The following is a 21,014-nucleotide window of genomic DNA, read 5'->3' on the forward strand; positions in this document are numbered from 1 at the left end:
ATTACAAGTTTGTTCCACTGTGGGTGTCCATTCCGTTAGTGGTTCGTCATTGTAGAGGGCTAATAGGTGCTAGTTTTTTATTAGTCAATTAGATTAGCAGCTTTTAATTCTTTGTTCATTTGTGCAACTGCTTCTTTTGCTGGCATTTCGCCCATAATCGCTTTGAAAGCATAATTTGTTACGATTTTCTCGGCATCAGGCCATTTGTCTGTTGCAAGTTCAAGCGTCGAGTTATTATCCATAATGACTTTTCTCGCGTCTTCTACTCCTGGAAGTAAACCAATTGGGTTTTCGAAATTCGAATTGTTCGGTGTAATTACCCCATGGTCCATGCCGTGTTCTTTTCCTGTAGCTGTTAGTTCATATTTATCGTCTGTTACTTTATAATCATGACCTTCAATACCTAATGTACTTAAAAGATTTCCTTCTTCAGAGTGCCAGAATTCAAGAAATTCCACAGCACCGTCCACGTTTTGTGCATTGGCTGGAATCGCAAAAAGGCTTGGGTCTCCACGATGAAGCATATAACCGTTCGGCCCTTTTGCACCAGTTGTACCAACAGCTTTGAAGGCAGTAGATGGATCTTCATTTTGGCGGATGTTATTGAATAATCCAACCCATGCATCCCAATACGTGACCATACCGACGCGATCCGTTAAAAATAGTTCACGCATTTTTGCTGTATCGTTCGTGACAAAGTTCGGGTCAAGAATTTCTTCTTTATAAAGAGTGGCTAACCATTCATAAACAGGAACAGCTGCTTCTGTAGCGTATGGAATTGTACGTTTTTCATTTTCGATCACATACTTATATTTCACGCCTGCTGCACTCATAAATGGCTGAATATCATATAAGCCTGCTGTAGAAAGTCCATACGTATCTGCTTTGCCATTGCCATCTGGATCTTGTTCTTTAAAAGCTTTTAATACAGTATAAAATTCGTCTAATGTGTGTGGTTGTTGTAATCCAAGCTTGTCCATCCAGTCTTGTCTAACAATCGGCATTGTTCCGCCTTCCATTTTGTTGAACACACCATAAATTTTTCCTTCTTTGTATGTGATTGTTTCCCACTCGCTGTCTGGAATTACATTTTTGTCTGATAAAATGGCGGAATTGTCAACGATATCGTTTAATTCCGTAAGCGCACCTTGCTGTTCTAAAATATCCATTAAGTTTTTCGTTAAATAAATGAGATCATATTGTTCTCCTGAAGAAATAGAAGTTAACAATTTTTGATCATAGTTAGCAGGAGGTTTAACCATTTCTACTTGTAATCCAGTTTGTTTTTCAATTTCCTCGATAAATAACTTTTGCTCTGCCTCGTCTTTACCACCAATGACGTTAGCTAAAATACGAATTTTCTTATTTTCATTTGCTTCAGTGGTATCACCCGATTCTTCACTTGTTGAACAGGCACTTAGTAAAAGTACGAACGTACATAACATCGTCATTACGATATGGAATCTCGACTTTCTTTTTGCGAACAACAGACTCTCCTCCTATTTAGGTAGTTATTAAATAATAGACTTACATGAACCTTGTTCCATGAATTTTGCAGAAATCATGACACGTGTTGTGACTTCATCTCGGTTAGCAATTTGATCTAACAACAATTTTGCCGCTTCTTTTCCCAGCAATTCGGCGTTTAAGTTGACACAACTTAAAGGGGGATTGAAATGATTAACATAATTGATGTCGTTACTGAAAGAAATAACAGATAAATCATCTGGAATATGTAGTCCTTTATCTTGTGCGGCTTGATAAACGCCCATTGCCATATGATTAGAGTCGGTAATGATCGCTGTTATTTCTTTTGTCTGCTCTAATAGCATCATTGTCTTTTCATAAGCAAAATCAAAAGAGTGTAGGTCGTTTGTTTTATACTGTATTAGTTGTTCTTGAGGGATAATTCCTTTTTTAATTAAGGCGCTTTTGTAACCTAAATATCTTTCTTGACTGACTGTTCTTTCTTTAGGTGCATTTAGAAATAAGATGTGTTTATGTCCTAAAGAAAGTAAATATTCCGTTACTTGTGAAGCAATATGAATATTATCGTTATCTACATATGATATGGCTGTTTCAAATTTCTTCGATGGTTTTCCGATGAGGATAAATGGCATTTTTTGATTTATTCTGTCATTGATTCGGGGGTCATTTTCAGATGGATCGAGAATAATCTCTCCGTCAATCGGATCAGATGGAAGAAATTCTGTTGTTTCAAAGGCCTCATTTGCTAATCGGTTGACTAATACCCTGTATCCTCTATGAGAACATTCATTTAGTACACCATTTAACAAAGAAAGATGGAAAGGACTAAATTTGGTGCTCTCCATCGGCATGTTTAAACCAATAATTTTAGTTTGCTGGACAGCTAAACTTCTAGCTAAATAATTCGGCTTGTAATTTAATTGTCTCGCAGCTGCTAGTACTTTCTCTTTCACTTCTTTGCTAATCGGCCTTTTTTGACTAAAAACATTGGATACAGTACCTTTGGAAACTCCAGCCAGTTCAGCCACATCTTTAATCGTTACCATTTGTTCACCTCCCTTCAAAAAGAATATTAAACCGGTTTTATTAATTTTAAGTTGGATAATTATTAATTAATTGTAAAAATGCTCGTAATGTTTGTTAATTAGCCTTTTTATCTTAGTATTTTTATTAAACCGGTTTTACAAAACTGTAGGATAAAACCATTTTTTCTTTGATCTGAGAGTGCGCAAATAAGATATATAGGACTTCCTTCGGGTGGGAGTGTTGTATAATAGAGGGAAGATAATAACTTAGTGTGATAGGAAGTTTTAAATGGAGAGATTACATGAATGAACAAGAGTTTGATCGCTTTCTAGGAATTGACACCATCGGACTACAGGAATTCCCGTTGCAATTGGTTCATTATAATCGTTATGAAGCGACACCGTATGCGGCATTAGATGAACTGTTTCGTTCGTATGAGTTGAACAGTACAGATGGTGTTGTGGATTTTGGCTGCGGAAAAGGTCGGTTACCGTTTTATGTTCACCACCATTTTCAATTGTCGGTGACAGGGATTGAAGTGAATAAGCAGTTATATGAAGAAGCGTTGCATAACAAGGTGAGTTATATGAAGAAGAGCGGTTCAAAAAAGAGCACCCTTCGCTTTGTGTGTGGTCCAGCTGAGAAGTATAGAGTGGAGCCAATAGACAATCGATTTTACTTTTTTAACCCGTTTTCGATTCAGATTTTTATGAAGGTCGTTAAAAATATTTTGATTTCGGTGGAGCAGAATAAACGGTCTGTTGATATTATTCTGTATTACCCGACAATCGAGTATATTCATTTTCTTGAAGAGAAGGCGCCGTTCGAACTATTGAAAGAAGTGAAGGTACCGGGGATGTATGAGAAAGACGAGAATGAACGATTTTTAGTTTTTCGATGTGAAGAATATAAAAAGAAGAGCGTTTCCCTTTGATGACATAAGGGAAATGCTCTTTTTTAGTTGTAAAAAACGGATAATCATCCAACAAAAGAAAATTAATCTAGACACATTTAAATTAGTCTAGACCAATTTACAAATTTATAAAAGTATTCAGTAAAATGATTAATACCTACTTTACATTGGCTCGCTATAATTTTTTTCGAGAGGAGGGGGGACGTGAGCAAAGTCAAATATTTAGAGGTTAGCAGAAAGATTGAAGACCAATTTTTAGATGAAACTCGTCAAGTGAATCGGTTACCAAAAGAAATTGAATTGGCTAAACTTTTCGGTGTTAGTCGAGAAACGATTAGGAAGGCTTTAAATCAATTAATCGCTAGAGGGAAAATTTATAGCATTCAGGGGTCTGGCTATTATGTGAGGAAAGATCCGATTTCAATGGTCAATCCTTTGAATAAATTAAGTAGTATTACAGAAATGATTCAAAATGCAGGCCTTGTTGAAGGAGATATGAATACAAAAATCTATATAGATCAACCCTCGACGATTGAAAGAGAGCTATTAAAGCTAGAAGAGCATGAACAGGTTTACATAATTGAAAGGGTTCGAACAGCCAAAGACCAACCCGTTGTTTTTTCAAAAAACCTGCTCCCTTTTAAACTCGTAGGAGAAAGTTTCAAAGAATATTATCATCAAGGTTCGTTGTCCCGCTTTTTAGAAACGATCTATGGGATTGAAATTACTGAGGCATTAGCTGAAGTTCAAGCTCTTTCATCTAAAGAGCTATTACCCCAAGTATTTTCTCAAATGGATGTACCCGTATTGAAGTTTGTTCAATCGCATTACACGATTGAAGGAGAGCCAGTGTTACTTTCATATGATTTTATGCGCAATGATACGATTAAGTTTTTTATTCAAAGACAAAAATAATCCAAAAAATGAGGTGCAGATATGAAGAAACAGCTATTTATCATCATGTCGATCGTTTTGTTGTTCGTGCTAAGTGCATGTTCAGGATCTAAAAGTGCCAATAGTGATAATCCTGTTGATAGCAATTCTAAAGAGGACTTACCTGTAGATGAAAATGGAAACAAAATCGTGACATTGAAAGTATTTACTAGGGATGCATCAGCTCCTACGCGTGTTACAAACTTTGAAGGAGCAGCAAAGAAAATGAACACGGACCTTGAAGAAGCGGGTGAAGACTACAGAGTTCAAGTAGAAGCTATTGTTAAACCAATGGATGGAGAAGCATTTGATCAGAACTTCATTTTTGCTTCGCAGTCTGGTAATGCTGCAGATATTTATGCTACATCGTATACATCTGTTGGTTGGATGGCAGATGGTGGATATATTAAAGAGTTGAATGGTATTGAAAAAGAAGAAGTATTTACTAACTTAATGGATGGTTATTGGAACCCTGTTAAGTGGGACGGTAACATTTATGGTGTTATCCAAGATACAGAAGCTCGAGTGGTCTACTTCAATAAAAATAGACTACGTGAGTTAGGTTGGACAGAAGCTGAGATTAATGAGCTGCCTGCTAAAGCGGAATCAGGTGATTTCTTATTATCAGACATGATCACTGTAGCAAAAGAAGCACAAGAAAAGGGAATTGTAGATAAAGGTTATGAGTTTGATGGTGGTTCAAATGATAATCCAATGAATTTCTATAACTTTGGTGCGGAAATTTATGATTGGGATAAAGGTCAGTTTATTTTAGATAAAGCCAATGTGTTGTCTACTTTTGAATGGATGAAAGAAAGTGTAGATTCCGGTGTCATTCCTGCAGAAAATATCACAACGGACAAAAATGAAAAGCTAGCTAGACTCGTTAATAATGAAACGTTATTTATTCAAGCGGGAATTTGGGATGAAGCGAAATTCCGTAAAAACGGACTTCATAAGGAACAGGGAAATCTTACAACAGATTGGATTAAAGAGAATCTTGGCGTGATGAATTTACCTGTTGTGGAAAAAGGCAATAAACCAATTACGGTTTCTAATCCTTGGGTTTATGTTGTTTCAAAGGATACGAAACAATTTGACGCGGCTAAAAAGTTGTTAGCTTATGTGAGTGAACCAGAGTTTCAAGCTAAACACGGTGTAGAAACAAGTCATATTCCATTTACAAAAGAGGGACAAGAGCACGAAACGGTTGTAGCTAATGAGTGGATTAACTCAGTTAAACATTTTACAAATTACTCGAAATTCAACGGAAATCATCCAGACCAAGCTAAATACGACAAAATCATTAAAGATGCATCCAGCTATGTGATGACTGGTGAAATGACACCACAAGAAGCAGTAGATTATATGGAAGAACAGTTGAAGCTTAATATCGATGAAAAAAATATTCAAGTGAAATAAAACTCTTTAAATGAGAGGTTTTAAAGGATGTCTACTGAAAAAACAAGCTTAGAACAGACGATTATACAAAGAGAGTTTTTTACAAAAAAATCTTTCTTTCGTCAGGTGAAAGAAAATAAGTACTGGGGCTTAATTTTAAGCCCTTTCCTATTCAATCAATTTATCCTTTTTCCTATTACTGCGATCATTGTGGTTTTAATCTCATTTACGTCAATGGATTATAGCATGGAGTGGAATTTCAACGGATTGACCAATTACAAGAAAGTGTTCGCTGATCCGAAAATTGGGATGATCTTTTGGAATACGGTGATCTTTATTATTGCGACTTTATTCATCAAGATTGTCTTAGGCTTCTTTGTTGCTTTAACGACTACGTATTTTATGAGAAATTCTAAGGCGGGTACGATCTTGAGAGCGATTTGGTTATTACCAAAAGTATCTCCTAGTGTGGTAGAAGCTCTTTTATGGACATGGATCTTTAGCCCGACGGACAAAGGAATTTTAAATATGATTCTGTTTCGCGTATATGGCATGGAACCCGTTGCATGGCTAAGTGAATATCCGTTACTCATTAATATTATGTTGGCTGGGATCATGGGAACAACTATTACGACGATTATTCTTTCATCGGCGATTCAATCGATGGATGCAAATTTATTTCGAGTGGCCAAGATTGATGGAGCTTCTGACGGGACCATTATAAGAAAATTAATTGTCCCTCATTTAAGATGGCCATTAACATTTCTAACTCTATGGCAAGGTCTCTCTTTATTAACATCCTATGAATCGATTTTACTTTTGACAGATGGTGGTCCTAACTATCGTTCAGAAGTTTGGTCCTTGTATTCGTTCCATACAGCCTTCTCAACGTTGGACTTTGGATATGGCGCGGCCATTTCAATGTATATGATTCCATTGATCATCCTTGCCATCTTTATCGCCTATAAACGATTTGGTTTTCAGAAATTAATGGATGGAGAGAAATAATGGTACAAGAAACAATGAAAAACCGAGAGTATAGCCATTGGAAAAATCGATTTTTGGATAATTGGTTGAAGTATACATTAATTCTACTGCTGTTGGGCCTATCTGTGTTCTTGTTAAGTTTGTATGTTGGAATGATGTTATATAGCGTTGGAGATATAAAAGGTGGAAAGTTTACAGGTTTTACTTTAGAGAATTGGAAATTTATTTTTAGTCCCAATTTAGTGATCGAAAACAATGTTTACCCTGGTGTGTGGAAAATATTTCTTAATACCCTAATCATCGCCCTTGGCAGTATGTTCATTGAAGTGGCAATCAGCGTGTTTTCGGGTTATGCCTTAGCAAAAGGAACGTTTCCAGGGAAAGAATTTTTAATTCAATCGACGTTATTTTCCCGAGTGATTCCTTCGATTACGACATTAATTGCTAGTTTTTATATTTTAAAAACGGTCGGTCTATTAGACACGATGATTGGGATTATATTAATCAAAGGTTTTGCTGAAGTTGGAATGTCTACTTGGATTATGAAAGGCTTTTTCGATGAAATTCCAAAAGACCTCGATTTTGCTGCTGAAATTGATGGAAGTTCGATGATTAAAAGATTCTTTTCGATTTATGTGCCAATCGTTTGGCCAGGGATCGCAGCTGTCTCGTTATTTGCTTTCTTGAACGGTTGGGGGGAGTACGTCATTGTCTCTGTTTTCACATATGATGACGCAAAAATTACGCTTCCGATTATTTTAAACACGTTAATAGATACGGAATCCACAGCAACTATTAATTACGGCATGATCATGGCGTTAGCTACGTTCTATATGTTGCCGGCCATAGGATTATATTTATTTTCTCAAAAATATATCTCTAAGATGAAAATTTAGTAAGGAGGCGTCAGCGTGAGAGTCGCTTTAAAGGAAATTTATAAGTATTATGATCCGAGCAAGCCGGCAGTGAGGGAATTGGATTTAGACATCCCATCCGGTAAACTTACAACGATATTAGGACCTTCTGGATGCGGAAAAACGACGACCATGCTTATGATTGCTGGTTTAGAGAAACCATCTAATGGAGATATATTTTTCGATGAAAAGAATGTAAAGAATATGTCGCCGAAATACAGGAATATCGGAATGGTCTTTCAAAGCTCTGCGCTCTATCCAAGTATGACGGTGAAAGAGAACATTTCCTTTCCGTTAGTGAACCAAAAGGTGTTAAAGAAGGATATTGAACCGAAAGTGCACCGTGTGCTCGAAATGGTTAATATGCTAGGGTTTGAGGATCGCAAGCCTCATCAATTGTCTGGCGGTCAAAGACAAAGGGTAGCCATAGCTCGTGCATTAGTGAAAGAGCCGGATTTACTCATTCTTGATGAACCTTTATCGGCTCTAGATGCCTCTTTAAGAATGAAATTACGAGAGGAAATTCGCAATTTGCAACAATCTCTTGGAATTACCACAATTATGGTGACGCATGATCAGGAAGAAGCCATCTCGATGTCTGATTACATTGCTGTTATGAAAGATGGAGAGCTTCAGCAGTTTTCACCTACTTCAGCTATTTTAAATGAACCAGCTAATTGGTTTGTGTCGAGCTTCATGGGGATGCCATTTATGAATCGTCTAGACTGTCAGTATCAAGCTCATTCCCATTCATTGCTCGTTCCAGGTATTGGAACTATTAAGCTGCAAGAGCAAGAACTAAAACAAGTCACATTGCAAGATAATGAACCATTGATCTTAGGATTTCGACCTCATCAAGTCGAGCTTTCCTTTGAAAAACCTTCTAATGGTACCGAGTTAAAAGGAAAAGTGACGTATGTAGAACATACAGGGCGAGAGCTAATGGTTACTATTCAATTGAATGGGATAGAAAGCTATAAAATAAAAGCGGTATGCCCTGATCATCAACAAGTTCGTTTACAATCTGAGGTTTGGCTTTCTATTCAAACCTATCAGTTTCTCTTTGAAAGCGAGGGGAAACAAAGAAATATCTATTTAACTTCTGAAAGGAAAATGAAAACAGCATGTGGTGTGTAATTTCTGATTTAGATGGAACTTTATTATGTAATCAACAATCCATCTTAGATGAAACGATGGAGAGCATATCTAAATTTATTCAAGCGGGTGGAACTTTCACTCTTGCAACGGGACGGTCTTTGCAAAGCGCCTTACCGATGATTAAGAAATTAAACATTCAAATCCCTGTCATTGTTTACAATGGAGCGAGAGTTTATCATCCTGTAACTGAACAATTTATTTATGAAAGATCTCTTGCTCAAGTGACGAAGCAGGAAATTATCGAGCAATACAAAAGGTTAGTTGCTCAAATAGACATGGGCATGCTAGCTTTCGATCATGACGGTGCGTATTACTTATATAGTCATGTATCGATTGAAGAACAGGAAGAGAAAGATGGAATTCGGGCCATCCTTATTTCAGAAGAAGAATTACTAGAAAAAGAGATCATTAAATTTATGTTTTTAGGTCGCCCAGAAGTTATTCAAGAGTTGCATCCTCATTTTCAAACTTTTAATGCGGTTAATTCTGAGCCGGAGCTTTTAGAAATTTTACCTGCAGGTGTGAATAAAGGAGAAGCTTGTAAATTTCTATTAGACTATTTAAATATTCCGTTCAGTCAACTTGTGACTATAGGAGATAACAATAATGATTTAGAAATGATTGATTTAGCTGAATATGGAGTGGCTGTAAATAACGCAAATAATTATGTCAAAAAAGCTTCTAACTATATAACTAAAAAAACAAATGAAGAAAATGCCATTGGAGAAATTTTAGATTGGCTAGAACGTCAAGCAGTGAAGGTTCCAAACTAAATGATTAGAAGAGGTGTTCATCATGATTCATATGTTTCCACAGAAAGATCAATTTCCAAGTTCTGCTCCAAGATACCCAAATTTATGGATGTTAGTATCTAAGAAATTAGCTTCCAATTATAATCAAGCATTGAAATTTGTCATTGAGCGTTTAGAAGAAACGGTAGATATGTATGATGATTACGGTTATTTTCATACAGCTGAAGGATGCGATGCAGTAGGTAGAAGAAGAGGCCTACAGTATATTGAGATGGGGGAAAATGGTGAGTTCACTCATGATCACTCGCTACATTATCGCTTTTATACGCAGCTCTTAAAAGGACAACAACCACTGAAAAATGATCAAGGAGAGTTTTTCCCGATTGCTATTAGTGTTCATTTTGAAGTCGATCGTCCAAGTGAATTACATCCTTATGTAGATGATTGTCCGATTTGTGGTTGCACTGGTGGGTATGAAGACTTATTTGAAGAAGAGTTTCGTAACCGTTCCTCTAAACTGAAGAATGAGCATTTGCATGACCCATTTGGCGTGGAAGCAACACTTTATGGAACAGTTAAAAACAAAAAAATCCCATTATTAAATGGATTAAATACGCTAGAAGATCAGTTCGAGATGACATTTGAAGTAATGGAGGATGAACGTCTTCGTGGAGATATGAACACAGGAGCATTAGCAATTGTCCAATTCCATCAACGGAAGGAAGGATGAATTTGAAATTTTTAGGAACAGGTGCGGCAGAAGCGGTTCCAGCTGTCTTTTGTGAGTGCGACTACTGTCAATATGCTAGAGAGCATAAAGGAAAAGATATTAGGACAAGGTCTTCGTTTAGAATTAATGACAGAGTCCAAATCGATATCTCGCCTGATATTTTTATGCAAATGGTGAATCAAAACTTAAGCATGAATGCTGTTCGACATTTGCTAATTACACATAGTCATAGCGATCATTTAGATGTAAATGAATTACTACAGCAAGAATTTAACGCTAGTGACTATAACGTAACCGTTGCATACGATGGATTAAGTATTTTGTAGTTACTTATTTGATGAATTAAATTTCCCCCTAAAAATTTAATACATCTGTACGAACAGTTAAGCCCCTTCGATTACGGAGGGGCTCTTTTTTGATTTTAGAGTGAAGAAAAACAATATATACTAGACAGTCTGAGAGTGGGAGCGTTGTTGTATAATAGAAATGAGATAATAATTCAGTGTGATAGGAAGTTTCAGACGATTTTTGATTTTTCGACAGGAAACATGAAATTGTTTCACGTGAAACGAATTTTCGAGGAGGAATATCATGAAAAAAAACATATATGTTGTCGGAGCAGTGATCGTTGAGGAAGGGAAGATTTTATGCGCTCAACGAGGAGAAGGAAAAACTTTATCATTAAAATGGGAGTTTCCAGGGGGGAAAATCGAGCAAGGTGAATCCCCAGAGGAAGCATTGCGTCGTGAGATCGAAGAAGAGATGCGCTGCCAAATTGAGATTGGAGAACAAGTAGAACATACCGTATACGAATATGATTTTGGTATTGTTCATTTAACGACATTTTTCTGCCGAATTGTGGAGGGGGAACCTGTGTTAACAGAACACGTCGCTGTGAAATGGTTGGCACCGCATGAGTTAGCTTCGTTAGATTGGGCACCAGCAGATATTCCAGCGATTGAGAAGTTGAGTCAACTATCTGTGTTGCATTAAAAGGCGTTGCTATGAAAAACGTAAAGTACAGGTGATGGAATGAGTAATTTTATTCATAATTTAGAAGCATCATTGCATACAGGATTTATTAATCAACAATCGAACCATTTTGGCAACTATCGTCCCAAGTTATTAGTCAATAATGTGCAAAAAAATGAATATGTTTTAACTTCTTTAGTGGAGGAGTTAGAGCATTGTCAGTCCTTTTTGTTTTCGGTTGCTTTTATTACGGAAAGCGGATTAGCAACGTTAAAGTCTCATTTTCTCGATTTGAAGAGAAAAGGGGTTAGTGGACGTATTTTAACATCGACTTTTTTACAATTTAATCAGCCGAAAGTGTTTCGGGAGCTGATGAAGATTAGCAATGTAGAAGTTCGGCTAACGAATGTAAAAGGGTTTCATTCCAAAGGATACATTTTTACGCATGAGGATTATTATTCATTAATTGTTGGCAGTTCCAACTTGACAGCTCAGGCATTAAAGGTGAACTACGAATGGAATGTGAAGCTCACTTCTCATGAGGATGGAGAAATTGTTCATCATTTTAAGCAGCAATTTGAAGATGTGTGGCAGCAGTCGGACATTTTGAGCGAGCAATGGATTCAAGAGTATGAAAAAATTTATCAGCAGCAGGCTGATAAAAGGTTAGCCGAGCAAGTAATTGAAGGGCCAACTGCTTATCAAACGAATGCGATCCAAGAGGCGCTCCAAATTCAACCGAATAATATGCAACGAGCGGCGTTAGAGCAAATTGTTCAATTGCGAGCAACAGGGGAGAAAAAGGGCCTAGTCATTTCTGCCACAGGGACTGGGAAAACGTATCTTTCGGCGTTTGATGTGAGAAGGTTTGCCCCTAAGCGAATGTTGTTTATTGTGCACCGAGAACAAATTTTACATAAAGCAAAGTCTGATTTTCAAAAAGTGTTAGGTGGGGTAGACGAAGAGTTTGGTATTTTATCAGGTACGAAAAAAGAAACGGACGCTAAATATTTGTTTGCGACGATTCAGACGATTGCTAAAGAAAACTATTTAGCTTCATTTGATCGTGAAGCATTTGATTATATTTTAATTGATGAAGTACATAAAGCCGGGGCCGGTTCGTATCAGCGTGTCATTGATTATTTTCAGCCGCAGTTTTTGATGGGGATGACAGCGACTCCTGAAAGGTCCGATGATTTTAATATTTATTCATTATTTGACTATAATATTGCCTATGAAATTCGTTTGCAGGAAGCGTTAGAGGAAGATATGCTCTGTCCGTTTCACTATTTTGGTGTTACCGACTTACAATTTAATGGAGAGCTCATTGATGATGCGACGATTTTATCACGGCTTGTGACAGAAGAAAGAGTACAACATCTAGTCGAGAAGATCGAATACTATGGATTTTCTGGAGAAACTGTGAAAGGGCTCATTTTTTGCAGTAGAAAACAAGAAGCTGAACAGCTCTCCACGAAATTGAATGAATTGGGTTATCGGACCGTTGCTTTAACAGGTGACCATTCTCAAGAAGAACGTGAACAACGAGTAATTGAATTAGAAAATGGGAATCTTGACTATATTTTAACAGTAGATATTTTTAATGAAGGGATCGACATTCCTAGCATTAATCAAGTCGTGATGTTAAGGCAAACACAATCGAGTATTGTCTTCATTCAGCAGCTTGGGCGGGGTCTTCGTAAACACGCATCGAAACATTATGTGACGATTATTGATTTTATCGGAAATTATAAAAATAATTACTTAATTCCGGTCGCATTATCAGGCGATCGTACGCAAAACAAAGATAATATTCGTCGAAAAACGATTGATACGAGCTATATTAAAGGGGTCTCGACGATTCATTTTGAAGAAATCGCGAAAAAGCAAATTTTACAATCGATTAGTGAAAGCCGCCTAACAAAATTAGCAATGTTAAGGGAAGCCTTTGTCGAGTTGAAGAATCGATTAGGAAAAGTGCCTTTACTATATGATTTTATCAACAATCATTCCATTGATCCGTTAGTGATCGTTAATGAACATGCCAATTATTATCAATTTTTAGCGAAAGTAAAAGAGGATGTTCCTGTCATATCAGTCGATGAAAACAATGTGTTAACGATGCTGTCGCAGGAAGTGTTAGATGGTAAGAGGAGAAATGAGCTGATTTTATTAGATATGCTAATGGATGAGAGAGAGGTGAGGGTTGAAACCTATTTCTCCCGCTTGCAGCAATATCAATGTTCAACAGACGAGGCAGTGATTCGTTCAGTTCATCGTTTATTTGATTTATCTTTCTTCACACAAAGCCAGCAGAAAAAATATGGCGAGCAACCGATTGTTGAACTCACGGCCGATCAAAAATATCTTTTTCACTCAAATATAAAATCAAGTTTAGATAAAAATAAATTTTTCGAGGAAATGGTTAAAGATATCATTAAGTGTGGTCTGGAAAATGCTGAAAAATATCGCAGTGAGGAAGTATTCACTTTGTATGAAAAATATTCCCGAAAAGATGCCTGTAAGTTATTAAGCTGGGAAAACGATGAAAGCTCTACGGTGTATGGCTACAAAACGAAGTATCAGTCTTGCATTATATTCGTTACGTATCATAAGCAGGATGAGATTGAGGCAAGTGTCAATTATGGGGATGAGTTTTTAAGCCCTAATCTGTTCAAGTGGTATACAAGAAGCAACCGGACGCTACAGTCAAAAGAAGTGCAAACGATTATAGAAGCAGAGAGAAGAGGCATCGATATTCATATATTTGTAAAAAAGGATAATGACGAAGGTCGGGATTTTTATTATTTAGGAAAAGCAGTTCCTGAGCCGTCAAGCATTGAACAGACAACGATGAAGGACAAGCATGACAAGGAGATTCCTGTTGTTTGTATGAATTTAGTGATGGAGCAACCTGTGCCACATCAGCTTTATCATTATATTAAGAGCGGAGAGGAATGAATGGATGGGAGGTGCAAACGGTGAACTTGCCCAAAGAGGGTATTAAAGAAAATCTTATTCAATTTTTTTTGTTAGTAGTGATTAATCTATTTGTTGGTTCGATGGTAGGGATCGAACGAACGGTTTTACCGATCGTCGGTGAAGAGCAGTTTGGGTTAGCTTCTACCAGTGCCGCTCTTTCCTTTATTATTAGTTTTGGTTTTTCAAAGGCTATGGTCAATTATTTTGCTGGACAAATTGCGGATCGATTCGGTAGAAGAAGGGTTCTTTTGATCGGATGGATGATAGGGTTATTTGTGCCGGTATTGATTATTTTTGCCCATGCATGGTGGGTGATTGTGTTGGCAAATATCTTATTAGGAATCAATCAAGGACTCACTTGGTCGATGACTGTGAATATGAAAATTGATCTAGCTAAAGCGAATCAACGAGGAACAGCGGCTGGATTGAATGAGTTTGCGGGTTATTCTGGTGTGGCGATCATGGCAGCTGTTTCAGGTTATATTGCTTCGTCCTATTCGCTACGGCCAGAGCCGTTTTATTTAGGAATTGTCATTGTGGTTGTTGGGCTTGTTTTATCTTTTTTTGCAAGGGATACTAAACAGTATGTAAACGCTCAAGTTCAAGATGATTCCACTCATCAGTATTCCTCTAAAGAAGTATTTCAGTTGACAACTTGGAAGAATAAAAATCTTTCGAGTATTAGTTTTGCTGGATTAACAACCAATTTAAAAGATGGAATGGCGTGGGGGCTTTTTCCGATATATTTTACAACTGTCGGTTTAAACGTTAGTCAAATCGGAACAATTGTTGCCTTGTACCCAGCATCATGGGGGATATTTCAGCTAGTAACAGGAATGTGGAGTGATAAAATCGGGCGGAAAAAATTGATTGTTTCGGGAATGTGGTTACAGGCCTTTGCTCTGTGGCTCATCTTATTCGTCAATCATTTTTCGTTATGGATAGTAGGCTCCATTCTGTTAGGTTTAGGTACTGCCATGGTGTACCCCACGTTGCAAGCGGCCATTAGTGATGTGGCCGCATCGAACTGGCGAGCGTCCTCGATGGGAGTTTATCGTTTTTGGAGAGACAGTGGGTATGCATTTGGGGCGTTAATGGCTGGACTGATTACAGATATAATAGGCGTTTCTTGGGCTATTGGACTAGTAGCTTTACTCCCTTTCATCGCTGGAGTCAATGCTAGTTTGCGTATGAATGAAACGTTACCAAATAAAATAGGGACAACATAAAGCGAAGAAGCCATCAGGAAGGAAGAAATTCCTTTTTGATGGTTTTTTTTATTTGAAAAATAGTTGTTGAATTCAATTGTTTTATTTTTGTAAAATTCCTTTTTGACTAGGTATAAATATCTATATATTCATGTATAGTTATATCTAAATAATAATTATCATTATTTTTATTACATAAAGACAAGTTAGAGGTTATTACTAAATTTTGTAAAAAAATAGTCGTGTAATTATCCATTTGGTTAGCAGGCATATAGTTAAGGAGGTTTGTAGCATGCAGTTGAAACTTGGCACCAAGATTAATTTAATGGTGATTGGTGTTATTCTTGTTTTGTCCACAGTTGTAGGCGTCGTCGTCACTCAACAAATCACTAAAGGAATTGAAGAATTTGCTGTTGAAAAGGCAAAAAGTGATTTAAGTCTTACTTATCGGTATATTGATCAAAAATATAGCGGAGAATGGGAAATTAAGAATAATCAGTTATATAAAGGGACGACGCTAATTAATGAGAACTATGAAGTCATTGATGACATTGGCAAGGATACGGGAGGTACCATCACGATTTTTCAAGGGGATATACGTGTATCGACCAATGTGAAGGATGGGGAAAATCGTGCCATTGGAACGAAAGCTGCTCCTGAAGTCATTGAGAAGGTTCTTAAACAAGGGGAAGAGTATTATGGTGAAGCTGAAGTAGCTGGACATACATATCAAACGGCTTATATGCCTCTCAAGAATGTAAATAATGAAGTTGTCGGTATTTTATATATGGGGGCCTCACAACAAATTATTGATGAAGTGTTATCTCAATTTTTTGTGGCATTTTTAATAATTTTAGTCATTATGATTATGCTTTCCTGTGGGGTAGCCTATTGGTTTACGAAAAGAATAAAAACAAGATTGAGCAATTTGACTGTGGCACTTGAACAAGCAGGAAAGGGAGATTTCACGGCCAAAGTCAATGATACAGCCGGGGATGAATTAAGCAGTCTTTCCACTAGCTTTAATCAGATGGTTGCCAATCTTAAAGAGATGACGAATGAAGTGATGGTGACTTCTGAGCATCTTGCTTCTTCATCGGAGCAGTTAACAGCCAGTGCAGAGCAAACGAGTCAGGCGACAGAGAGTATTGTGCAATCGATTCAACAAGTAGCCAGCGGAGCTGAACATTCGACGGATAGTATCCAGGAAAGCTCTGTTGCATTAGAAGAAGTGAGTAAAGGGGTGCAATCGATTGCAGAGAATGCCACTTTCATTTCAGAAGTGAGTGTTCAAACAGCTCAAAAAGCAAAAGAGGGAGGAGGGTTTGTCAGTCAGACCGTTGAACAGATGAAGGCGATTAATCGATCTGTTCATGAAAGTGGAGACATTGTTCGATCATTAGATGAGCGCTCGAAGCAAATTGGAGAGATTACGAAAGTGATTAACGACATTTCGGCACAGACCAATTTGCTAGCGTTAAATGCAGCAATTGAAGCGGCAAGAGCTGGCGAACATGGAAAAGGCTTCGCGATCGTAGCGGAAGAGGTGCGTAAACTAGCCGAGCAATCTCAACAATCGTCGGCACAGATTTCTAGCTTAATTGTGGATATTCAGAAAGATATGGTTCAATCTCACGAATCGATTGAACAAGTGACAGTAGAGGTAAAAGATGGTTTAAATATTGTTCATCATACAGAAGTAAACTTTCAAGAAATTTTGCAATTGATGGATGAGTTAGCGGATCATATTGAACAAATGGCTGCTACAGCACAAGAAGTATCAGCAAGTACGGAAGAAGTATCAGCAACGGTGCATGGCATGACTGAAATTTCAAATGAGACGTCGATGCATTCACAAACGGTAGCATCTGCGGCAGAAGAGCAATTAGCTTCAGTAGAAGAAATAGCCGCCTCTTCTCAAGCGTTGTCTAGTCGAGCAGAGGATCTACAACAACTAGTTAGTAAGTTTAAGGTGTAAGAAAGTAGTAATCCAGTCAAAGAAGCTACCAGAAAACCAAAGAAAAGCTATACAAGGTCGAAGAAAGTCTACATAAAGCTCAAACCCCAAGCACCATCTTCAATCTAGACGGTGCCTGGGATTTATTTCGTTTTGGTTTCCTTTTGGTCGATAAGTTGAAGATATAGGTTGCGTACTACATGCGTTTTATACTGTTCAAGCTTCCGGCCTTCTAGTTTTGTAATATTGGCTTGTTTTAATTGTTGGATGAACCAGCCTTTTGAATATAAATGGGCCACGAGTAGAAACCTCCTCCATCATTCAGGTTAACAACAATATATGGAGGAGCTACAAAAGAAGTGCCCATTACTTGATTATTTCTCTACATATATTTCTCCAAGTATTTCTTTCAGTTGATATTCGTCGGAACAAAGTTCTTTTTCGATAAATGATCGGACGGCACTTGGCTCTAAATCGTACATTATTTCTAGTTCTTTTGAAAATAACCGAGCTTCTTTTTCAAGAAGGCGAGACAGGACGGGTAGTGGCTCAGGTTGCAATTGATCCGTTGCTAGTGCTTGCATTAACCCTTTCACGTAATAATCCACAGGCCGGGCCCCAACGATTTTGACGCCTTTGCTTTCTTCATTCACGATAATGATAGTTGGAAACCCACGTACACCGAGAGAGCGTGCAAGTGCAAAGTCTTGATCTAACAATTGTTGTCCAGTTGTTGTTTCTGCTTCTTTTACAATGGTTTCTCCATCAAGTCCTATCTGATTGACAATATCAATCAATATTTCTTTTTCCCCGATATTTTGATTAAAGGCAAATACAGCTTCTCGTGCTCGGCGTAAATAAACGTTAGCGAGTTGCTCGTCACTTTGTTGAATGATTTTAAACACGCGAGCAGCTGGATAAGAAGATTGGATCGGATTATTTAGCCATAATGATCCATCAATTGGCATCCGTGAATGCTCGCCCACTTCTTTCCAATGATCAGCCACATCAGCTGGACGACCAATCCCATTTTTCACATCAGCAAATCCATCCCAGCTTTTTAACAATCCACCCATTACTGTGTGCATCGTAAAGTAATGTCCATACTGTTGTTCAAACCGGCGTAAAGCAGGTTCGAGAGCCCAACAGTGGGAGCAAATTGGATCAGTGACATAATAAAGATTGATCTTTTTTTGAGGTGGATTGAAATCAATCAAGTCCATTGTGTCCTCTGTTGATTCTCCGCAAACCCCTGTTTCTAGATCACACATCATATTACTTTTTTTCATAATACCCCTCCTTGTTTAAATAATATACTTAGTATAAAAAAGATACCAACTGTAAAACCTTATACTAAAATAATTCCGATAAAACTAATAGTATTTATTGACTTAATTCGATTTGTTTTGTAGGATATAAATTAAATTGACTGACTAATCAATCGAGAGGGGGGGAAGGATGAGCGAAGCAAGTCACAATGTAGATCGAAGGGAGCAAATTTTGCAAATTTCGTTGCAATTATTTGCTAGCCGAGGTTATCATAAGACAAAAATTTCCGATATTGTCAGTGGAGTGGGTGTCGCTCAAGGGACTTTCTACTGGTACTTCAAAAGCAAAGAAGCCATTGCCTTAGAAATTATCCATAAAGGAACGCAGAGCTTATTAGAAGTGGTATCAAAAGGGTATCGTCAATCTCCTGGCACTGTGCAAGATACGGTGAAAGCATCTGAGCGTTTGTTTGAAAACTTATTCTTGTTTTCACAGGACAACAAATTTTTTATGGAGATTTTGCTACGAGGGATGGAAAGTGAGGCTTCTATTCATGAAGCCATTATGGAGACGCGACTCCAGATCGAAGAAGCTTTTAAGAAAAACATTGAACGTGCCATTGAATTTGGGATTTTGCCGAATAATGATCCTTCCATCCAATCGGCGTTATTAGTCAGTTTGCTAGAAGGTATTTTATCAAAATGGTTGTTTGGCCCGATTACGACTCATTCAAAATTACATCAAAAAACGGCCAATGAGTTAGCAAAGGAAGTAGTTCGGTTTGAATTTTTTGGACTATTAGGAATATAGAAAGGGAGAAAATATGATGATGAAGAGAAATAAGTTTCTATCCGTTATTTTATTATTAGCTTTCGCTGCATTGCTTAGTGCTTGCAGCTCAGACAAACCGAAAGAATCGAAGGAAGAAGGCCAAGAAAGTTTATTGAATCAAATTAAAGAAGAGGGCAAATTGCAAGTTGGCTTAATGGGCACTTACCCTCCATACAACTTTTTAAATGATCAAAAAGAAATGGATGGTTTTGATGCGGATATTGCGAAAGAAGTAGCCAAGCGATTAGGGGTAGAAGTTGAATTTGTAGCGCAGGAATTCTCTGGGATGATTGCGGGCTTACAAACGGAAAAATTTGATGCAGTTATTAGTCAAATGACAATTACGGATGAACGTAAAGAGCAAATGGGTTTTTCTGATCCATACATTACGAATCATGTGAAGGTCATTGTTGCCGAAAATAATAATGACGTTAAGACAGTAGAAGATTTTAAAGGGAAAGATATTGGAGTAGGCTTAGGGACAAACGATGAAACGTATCTTCGTACAACATTAATGCCAGAAGTTGGCGAGTTCAATATTAAAACGTATGATGACGTCATCACTTCATTAAAAGATTTAGATGCTGGCCGCATTGATGCAACGATTAACAATATGTATGCGATTAAACCGGTTGTAGAGAAAAATGGATTTAAAATTAAAGCAGTCGGTGAGCCGATCAAATCTGATCAAGCGGGTATTGCCGTTCGTAAAGGCAATGAAGAGCTCGTGACAGAATTAAATAAAATTTTGGCAGATATGAAAGCAGACGGCACTTATAAAGAGATTTATGTCAAATGGTTTGACGAAGAGCCTACAGAATAAGAAAGGATCATAAACAATGGAGCTTGTATTAGAGAATCTGCCATTTTTATTACAAGGGGCGTATTATACGCTCCTTATCACCATTGTATCGATGTTTTTTGGCTCGATGATTGCGGTGATTACGGCAATCGCTAGACTTAAAGGAAATCGGTTGATTCGTTGGATTGCACGTGCATACGTGTCGGTTATTCGAGGAACACCAACGCTTGTGCAAGTTGTGATCATCTACTACGGGTTGGTGGATTATGGCATTAAACTAGAGCCATTACCAGCAGCTTTTATTGCACTCAGCATTAGTATCGGTGCCTATTTATCGGAAACGCTGCGCGGAGCTATTCAATCGATTCCTAAAGGGCAAATGGAAGCCGCTTATGCATCCGGAATGACACCTTTTCAGACGATGAGAAGAATCATTTTACCGCAAGCGATTCGAGTCGCCATTCCCCCAGCTGGAAATACCTTCATTGGAATGTTAAAAGAAACATCGCTTGTGTCGGTCATTACTATGACGGAGCTCATGCGTTCGGCCCAGCTATTGATTGCTCAATATTATGTGTATATGCCTTTTTATTTGGCGATTGCGGTGATGTACTGGATCATGAGCACAGGCTTTGCTTTTCTCCTAGAAAGATTGGAAAAACGTCTATCAATTTATGAATAAATGGGAGTT

The 21,014-nt window shown here is 37.7% G+C and carries 20 protein-coding genes; 16 read left to right on the forward strand and 4 right to left on the reverse strand.

What is annotated here, in order from left to right:
* Positions 1 to 80: 80 nt before the first annotated feature.
* Both CEF22_RS00885 and CEF22_RS00890 read right to left on the reverse strand, forming a co-directional pair.
* The gene (locus tag CEF22_RS00885) at positions 81 to 1,487 is read right to left on the reverse strand and encodes an extracellular solute-binding protein (RefSeq protein WP_100401356.1); all 1,407 of its coding nucleotides are present in this window, start codon (positions 1,485 to 1,487) and stop codon (positions 81 to 83) included.
* Positions 1,488 to 1,514: 27 nt separating this feature from the next.
* Complete coding sequence (locus tag CEF22_RS00890) at positions 1,515 to 2,534, reverse strand: LacI family DNA-binding transcriptional regulator (RefSeq protein ID WP_100401357.1); 1,020 nt, start codon at positions 2,532 to 2,534, stop codon at positions 1,515 to 1,517.
* Between the two features lie 281 nt (positions 2,535 to 2,815).
* On the opposite strand from CEF22_RS00890, the gene CEF22_RS00895 reads away from it, so the two are divergent.
* From CEF22_RS00895 to CEF22_RS00955, 13 genes are all read left to right on the forward strand, one after another.
* Positions 2,816 to 3,448 (forward strand): class I SAM-dependent methyltransferase, encoded by a 633-nt coding sequence (locus CEF22_RS00895; RefSeq protein WP_100401358.1) that lies wholly within the window; start codon positions 2,816 to 2,818, stop codon positions 3,446 to 3,448.
* A gap of 183 nt (positions 3,449 to 3,631) precedes the next feature.
* On the forward strand, positions 3,632 to 4,342 hold the full coding sequence (locus CEF22_RS00900; protein WP_100401359.1) for a GntR family transcriptional regulator: 711 nt from the start codon (positions 3,632 to 3,634) through the stop codon (positions 4,340 to 4,342).
* A 21-nt stretch (positions 4,343 to 4,363) separates the two neighbouring features.
* Entirely contained in the window at positions 4,364 to 5,782 is a 1,419-nt protein-coding gene (locus CEF22_RS00905) for a sugar ABC transporter substrate-binding protein (protein ID WP_100401360.1), read from the forward strand.
* A 27-nt stretch (positions 5,783 to 5,809) separates the two neighbouring features.
* The gene (locus tag CEF22_RS00910) at positions 5,810 to 6,769 is read left to right on the forward strand and encodes a carbohydrate ABC transporter permease (RefSeq protein ID WP_100401361.1); all 960 of its coding nucleotides are present in this window, start codon (positions 5,810 to 5,812) and stop codon (positions 6,767 to 6,769) included.
* A complete protein-coding gene (locus CEF22_RS00915) occupies positions 6,769 to 7,644 on the forward strand; it encodes a carbohydrate ABC transporter permease (protein ID WP_100401362.1) in 876 nt (291 codons plus the stop codon). The genes CEF22_RS00910 and CEF22_RS00915 overlap by 1 nt, the downstream gene beginning before the upstream one ends.
* Before the next feature lie 15 nt (positions 7,645 to 7,659).
* Complete coding sequence (locus tag CEF22_RS00920; RefSeq protein ID WP_100401363.1) at positions 7,660 to 8,799, forward strand: ABC transporter ATP-binding protein; 1,140 nt, start codon at positions 7,660 to 7,662, stop codon at positions 8,797 to 8,799.
* Positions 8,787 to 9,593 (forward strand): Cof-type HAD-IIB family hydrolase, encoded by an 807-nt coding sequence (locus tag CEF22_RS00925; protein WP_100401364.1) that lies wholly within the window; start codon positions 8,787 to 8,789, stop codon positions 9,591 to 9,593. The genes CEF22_RS00920 and CEF22_RS00925 overlap by 13 nt, the downstream gene beginning before the upstream one ends.
* 22 nt (positions 9,594 to 9,615) lie before the next feature.
* On the forward strand, positions 9,616 to 10,302 hold the full coding sequence (locus CEF22_RS00930; RefSeq protein ID WP_100401365.1) for a hypothetical protein: 687 nt from the start codon (positions 9,616 to 9,618) through the stop codon (positions 10,300 to 10,302).
* 2 nt (positions 10,303 to 10,304) lie between these two features.
* On the forward strand, positions 10,305 to 10,628 hold the full coding sequence (locus CEF22_RS00935; protein WP_100401366.1) for an MBL fold metallo-hydrolase: 324 nt from the start codon (positions 10,305 to 10,307) through the stop codon (positions 10,626 to 10,628).
* A gap of 265 nt (positions 10,629 to 10,893) precedes the next feature.
* Positions 10,894 to 11,295: a (deoxy)nucleoside triphosphate pyrophosphohydrolase gene (locus tag CEF22_RS00940; RefSeq protein ID WP_100401367.1), complete on the forward strand. Its 402-nt coding sequence runs from the start codon at positions 10,894 to 10,896 to the stop codon at positions 11,293 to 11,295.
* 39 nt (positions 11,296 to 11,334) lie between these two features.
* Entirely contained in the window at positions 11,335 to 14,235 is a 2,901-nt protein-coding gene (locus CEF22_RS00945; RefSeq protein ID WP_100401368.1) for a DEAD/DEAH box helicase, read from the forward strand.
* On the forward strand, positions 14,232 to 15,485 hold the full coding sequence (locus CEF22_RS00950) for an MFS transporter (protein ID WP_198507996.1): 1,254 nt from the start codon (positions 14,232 to 14,234) through the stop codon (positions 15,483 to 15,485). The genes CEF22_RS00945 and CEF22_RS00950 overlap by 4 nt, the downstream gene beginning before the upstream one ends.
* Positions 15,486 to 15,756: 271 nt before the next feature.
* A complete protein-coding gene (locus tag CEF22_RS00955; RefSeq protein WP_100401369.1) occupies positions 15,757 to 17,442 on the forward strand; it encodes a methyl-accepting chemotaxis protein in 1,686 nt (561 codons plus the stop codon).
* Positions 17,443 to 17,564: 122 nt separating this feature from the next.
* On the opposite strand, the gene CEF22_RS00960 is transcribed toward CEF22_RS00955, so the two are convergent.
* Together CEF22_RS00960 and CEF22_RS00965 are read right to left on the reverse strand one after the other, a co-directional pair.
* Positions 17,565 to 17,720: a YflJ family protein gene (locus tag CEF22_RS00960; RefSeq protein WP_100401370.1), complete on the reverse strand. Its 156-nt coding sequence runs from the start codon at positions 17,718 to 17,720 to the stop codon at positions 17,565 to 17,567.
* 75 nt (positions 17,721 to 17,795) lie between these two features.
* Positions 17,796 to 18,710 (reverse strand): DsbA family oxidoreductase, encoded by a 915-nt coding sequence (locus CEF22_RS00965; RefSeq protein WP_100401371.1) that lies wholly within the window; start codon positions 18,708 to 18,710, stop codon positions 17,796 to 17,798.
* Between the two features lie 169 nt (positions 18,711 to 18,879).
* Here CEF22_RS00965 and CEF22_RS00970 point away from each other — a divergent pair, with 169 nt between their 5' ends.
* Genes CEF22_RS00970 through CEF22_RS00980 form a run of 3 tightly spaced genes read left to right on the forward strand, consistent with a single transcriptional unit; the run spans position 18,880 to position 21,005 of the window.
* Positions 18,880 to 19,500 (forward strand): TetR/AcrR family transcriptional regulator, encoded by a 621-nt coding sequence (locus CEF22_RS00970; RefSeq protein WP_100401372.1) that lies wholly within the window; start codon positions 18,880 to 18,882, stop codon positions 19,498 to 19,500.
* Positions 19,501 to 19,516: 16 nt separating this feature from the next.
* On the forward strand, positions 19,517 to 20,344 hold the full coding sequence (locus CEF22_RS00975; RefSeq protein WP_442857380.1) for a substrate-binding periplasmic protein: 828 nt from the start codon (positions 19,517 to 19,519) through the stop codon (positions 20,342 to 20,344).
* A gap of 16 nt (positions 20,345 to 20,360) precedes the next feature.
* Complete coding sequence (locus CEF22_RS00980; protein ID WP_100401373.1) at positions 20,361 to 21,005, forward strand: amino acid ABC transporter permease; 645 nt, start codon at positions 20,361 to 20,363, stop codon at positions 21,003 to 21,005.
* Positions 21,006 to 21,014 lie beyond the last annotated feature (9 nt).

It is taken from the genome of Bacillus sp. FJAT-42315 (assembly GCF_002797375.1).
Lineage (GTDB): Bacteria > Bacillota > Bacilli > Bacillales > Domibacillaceae > Bacillus_CE.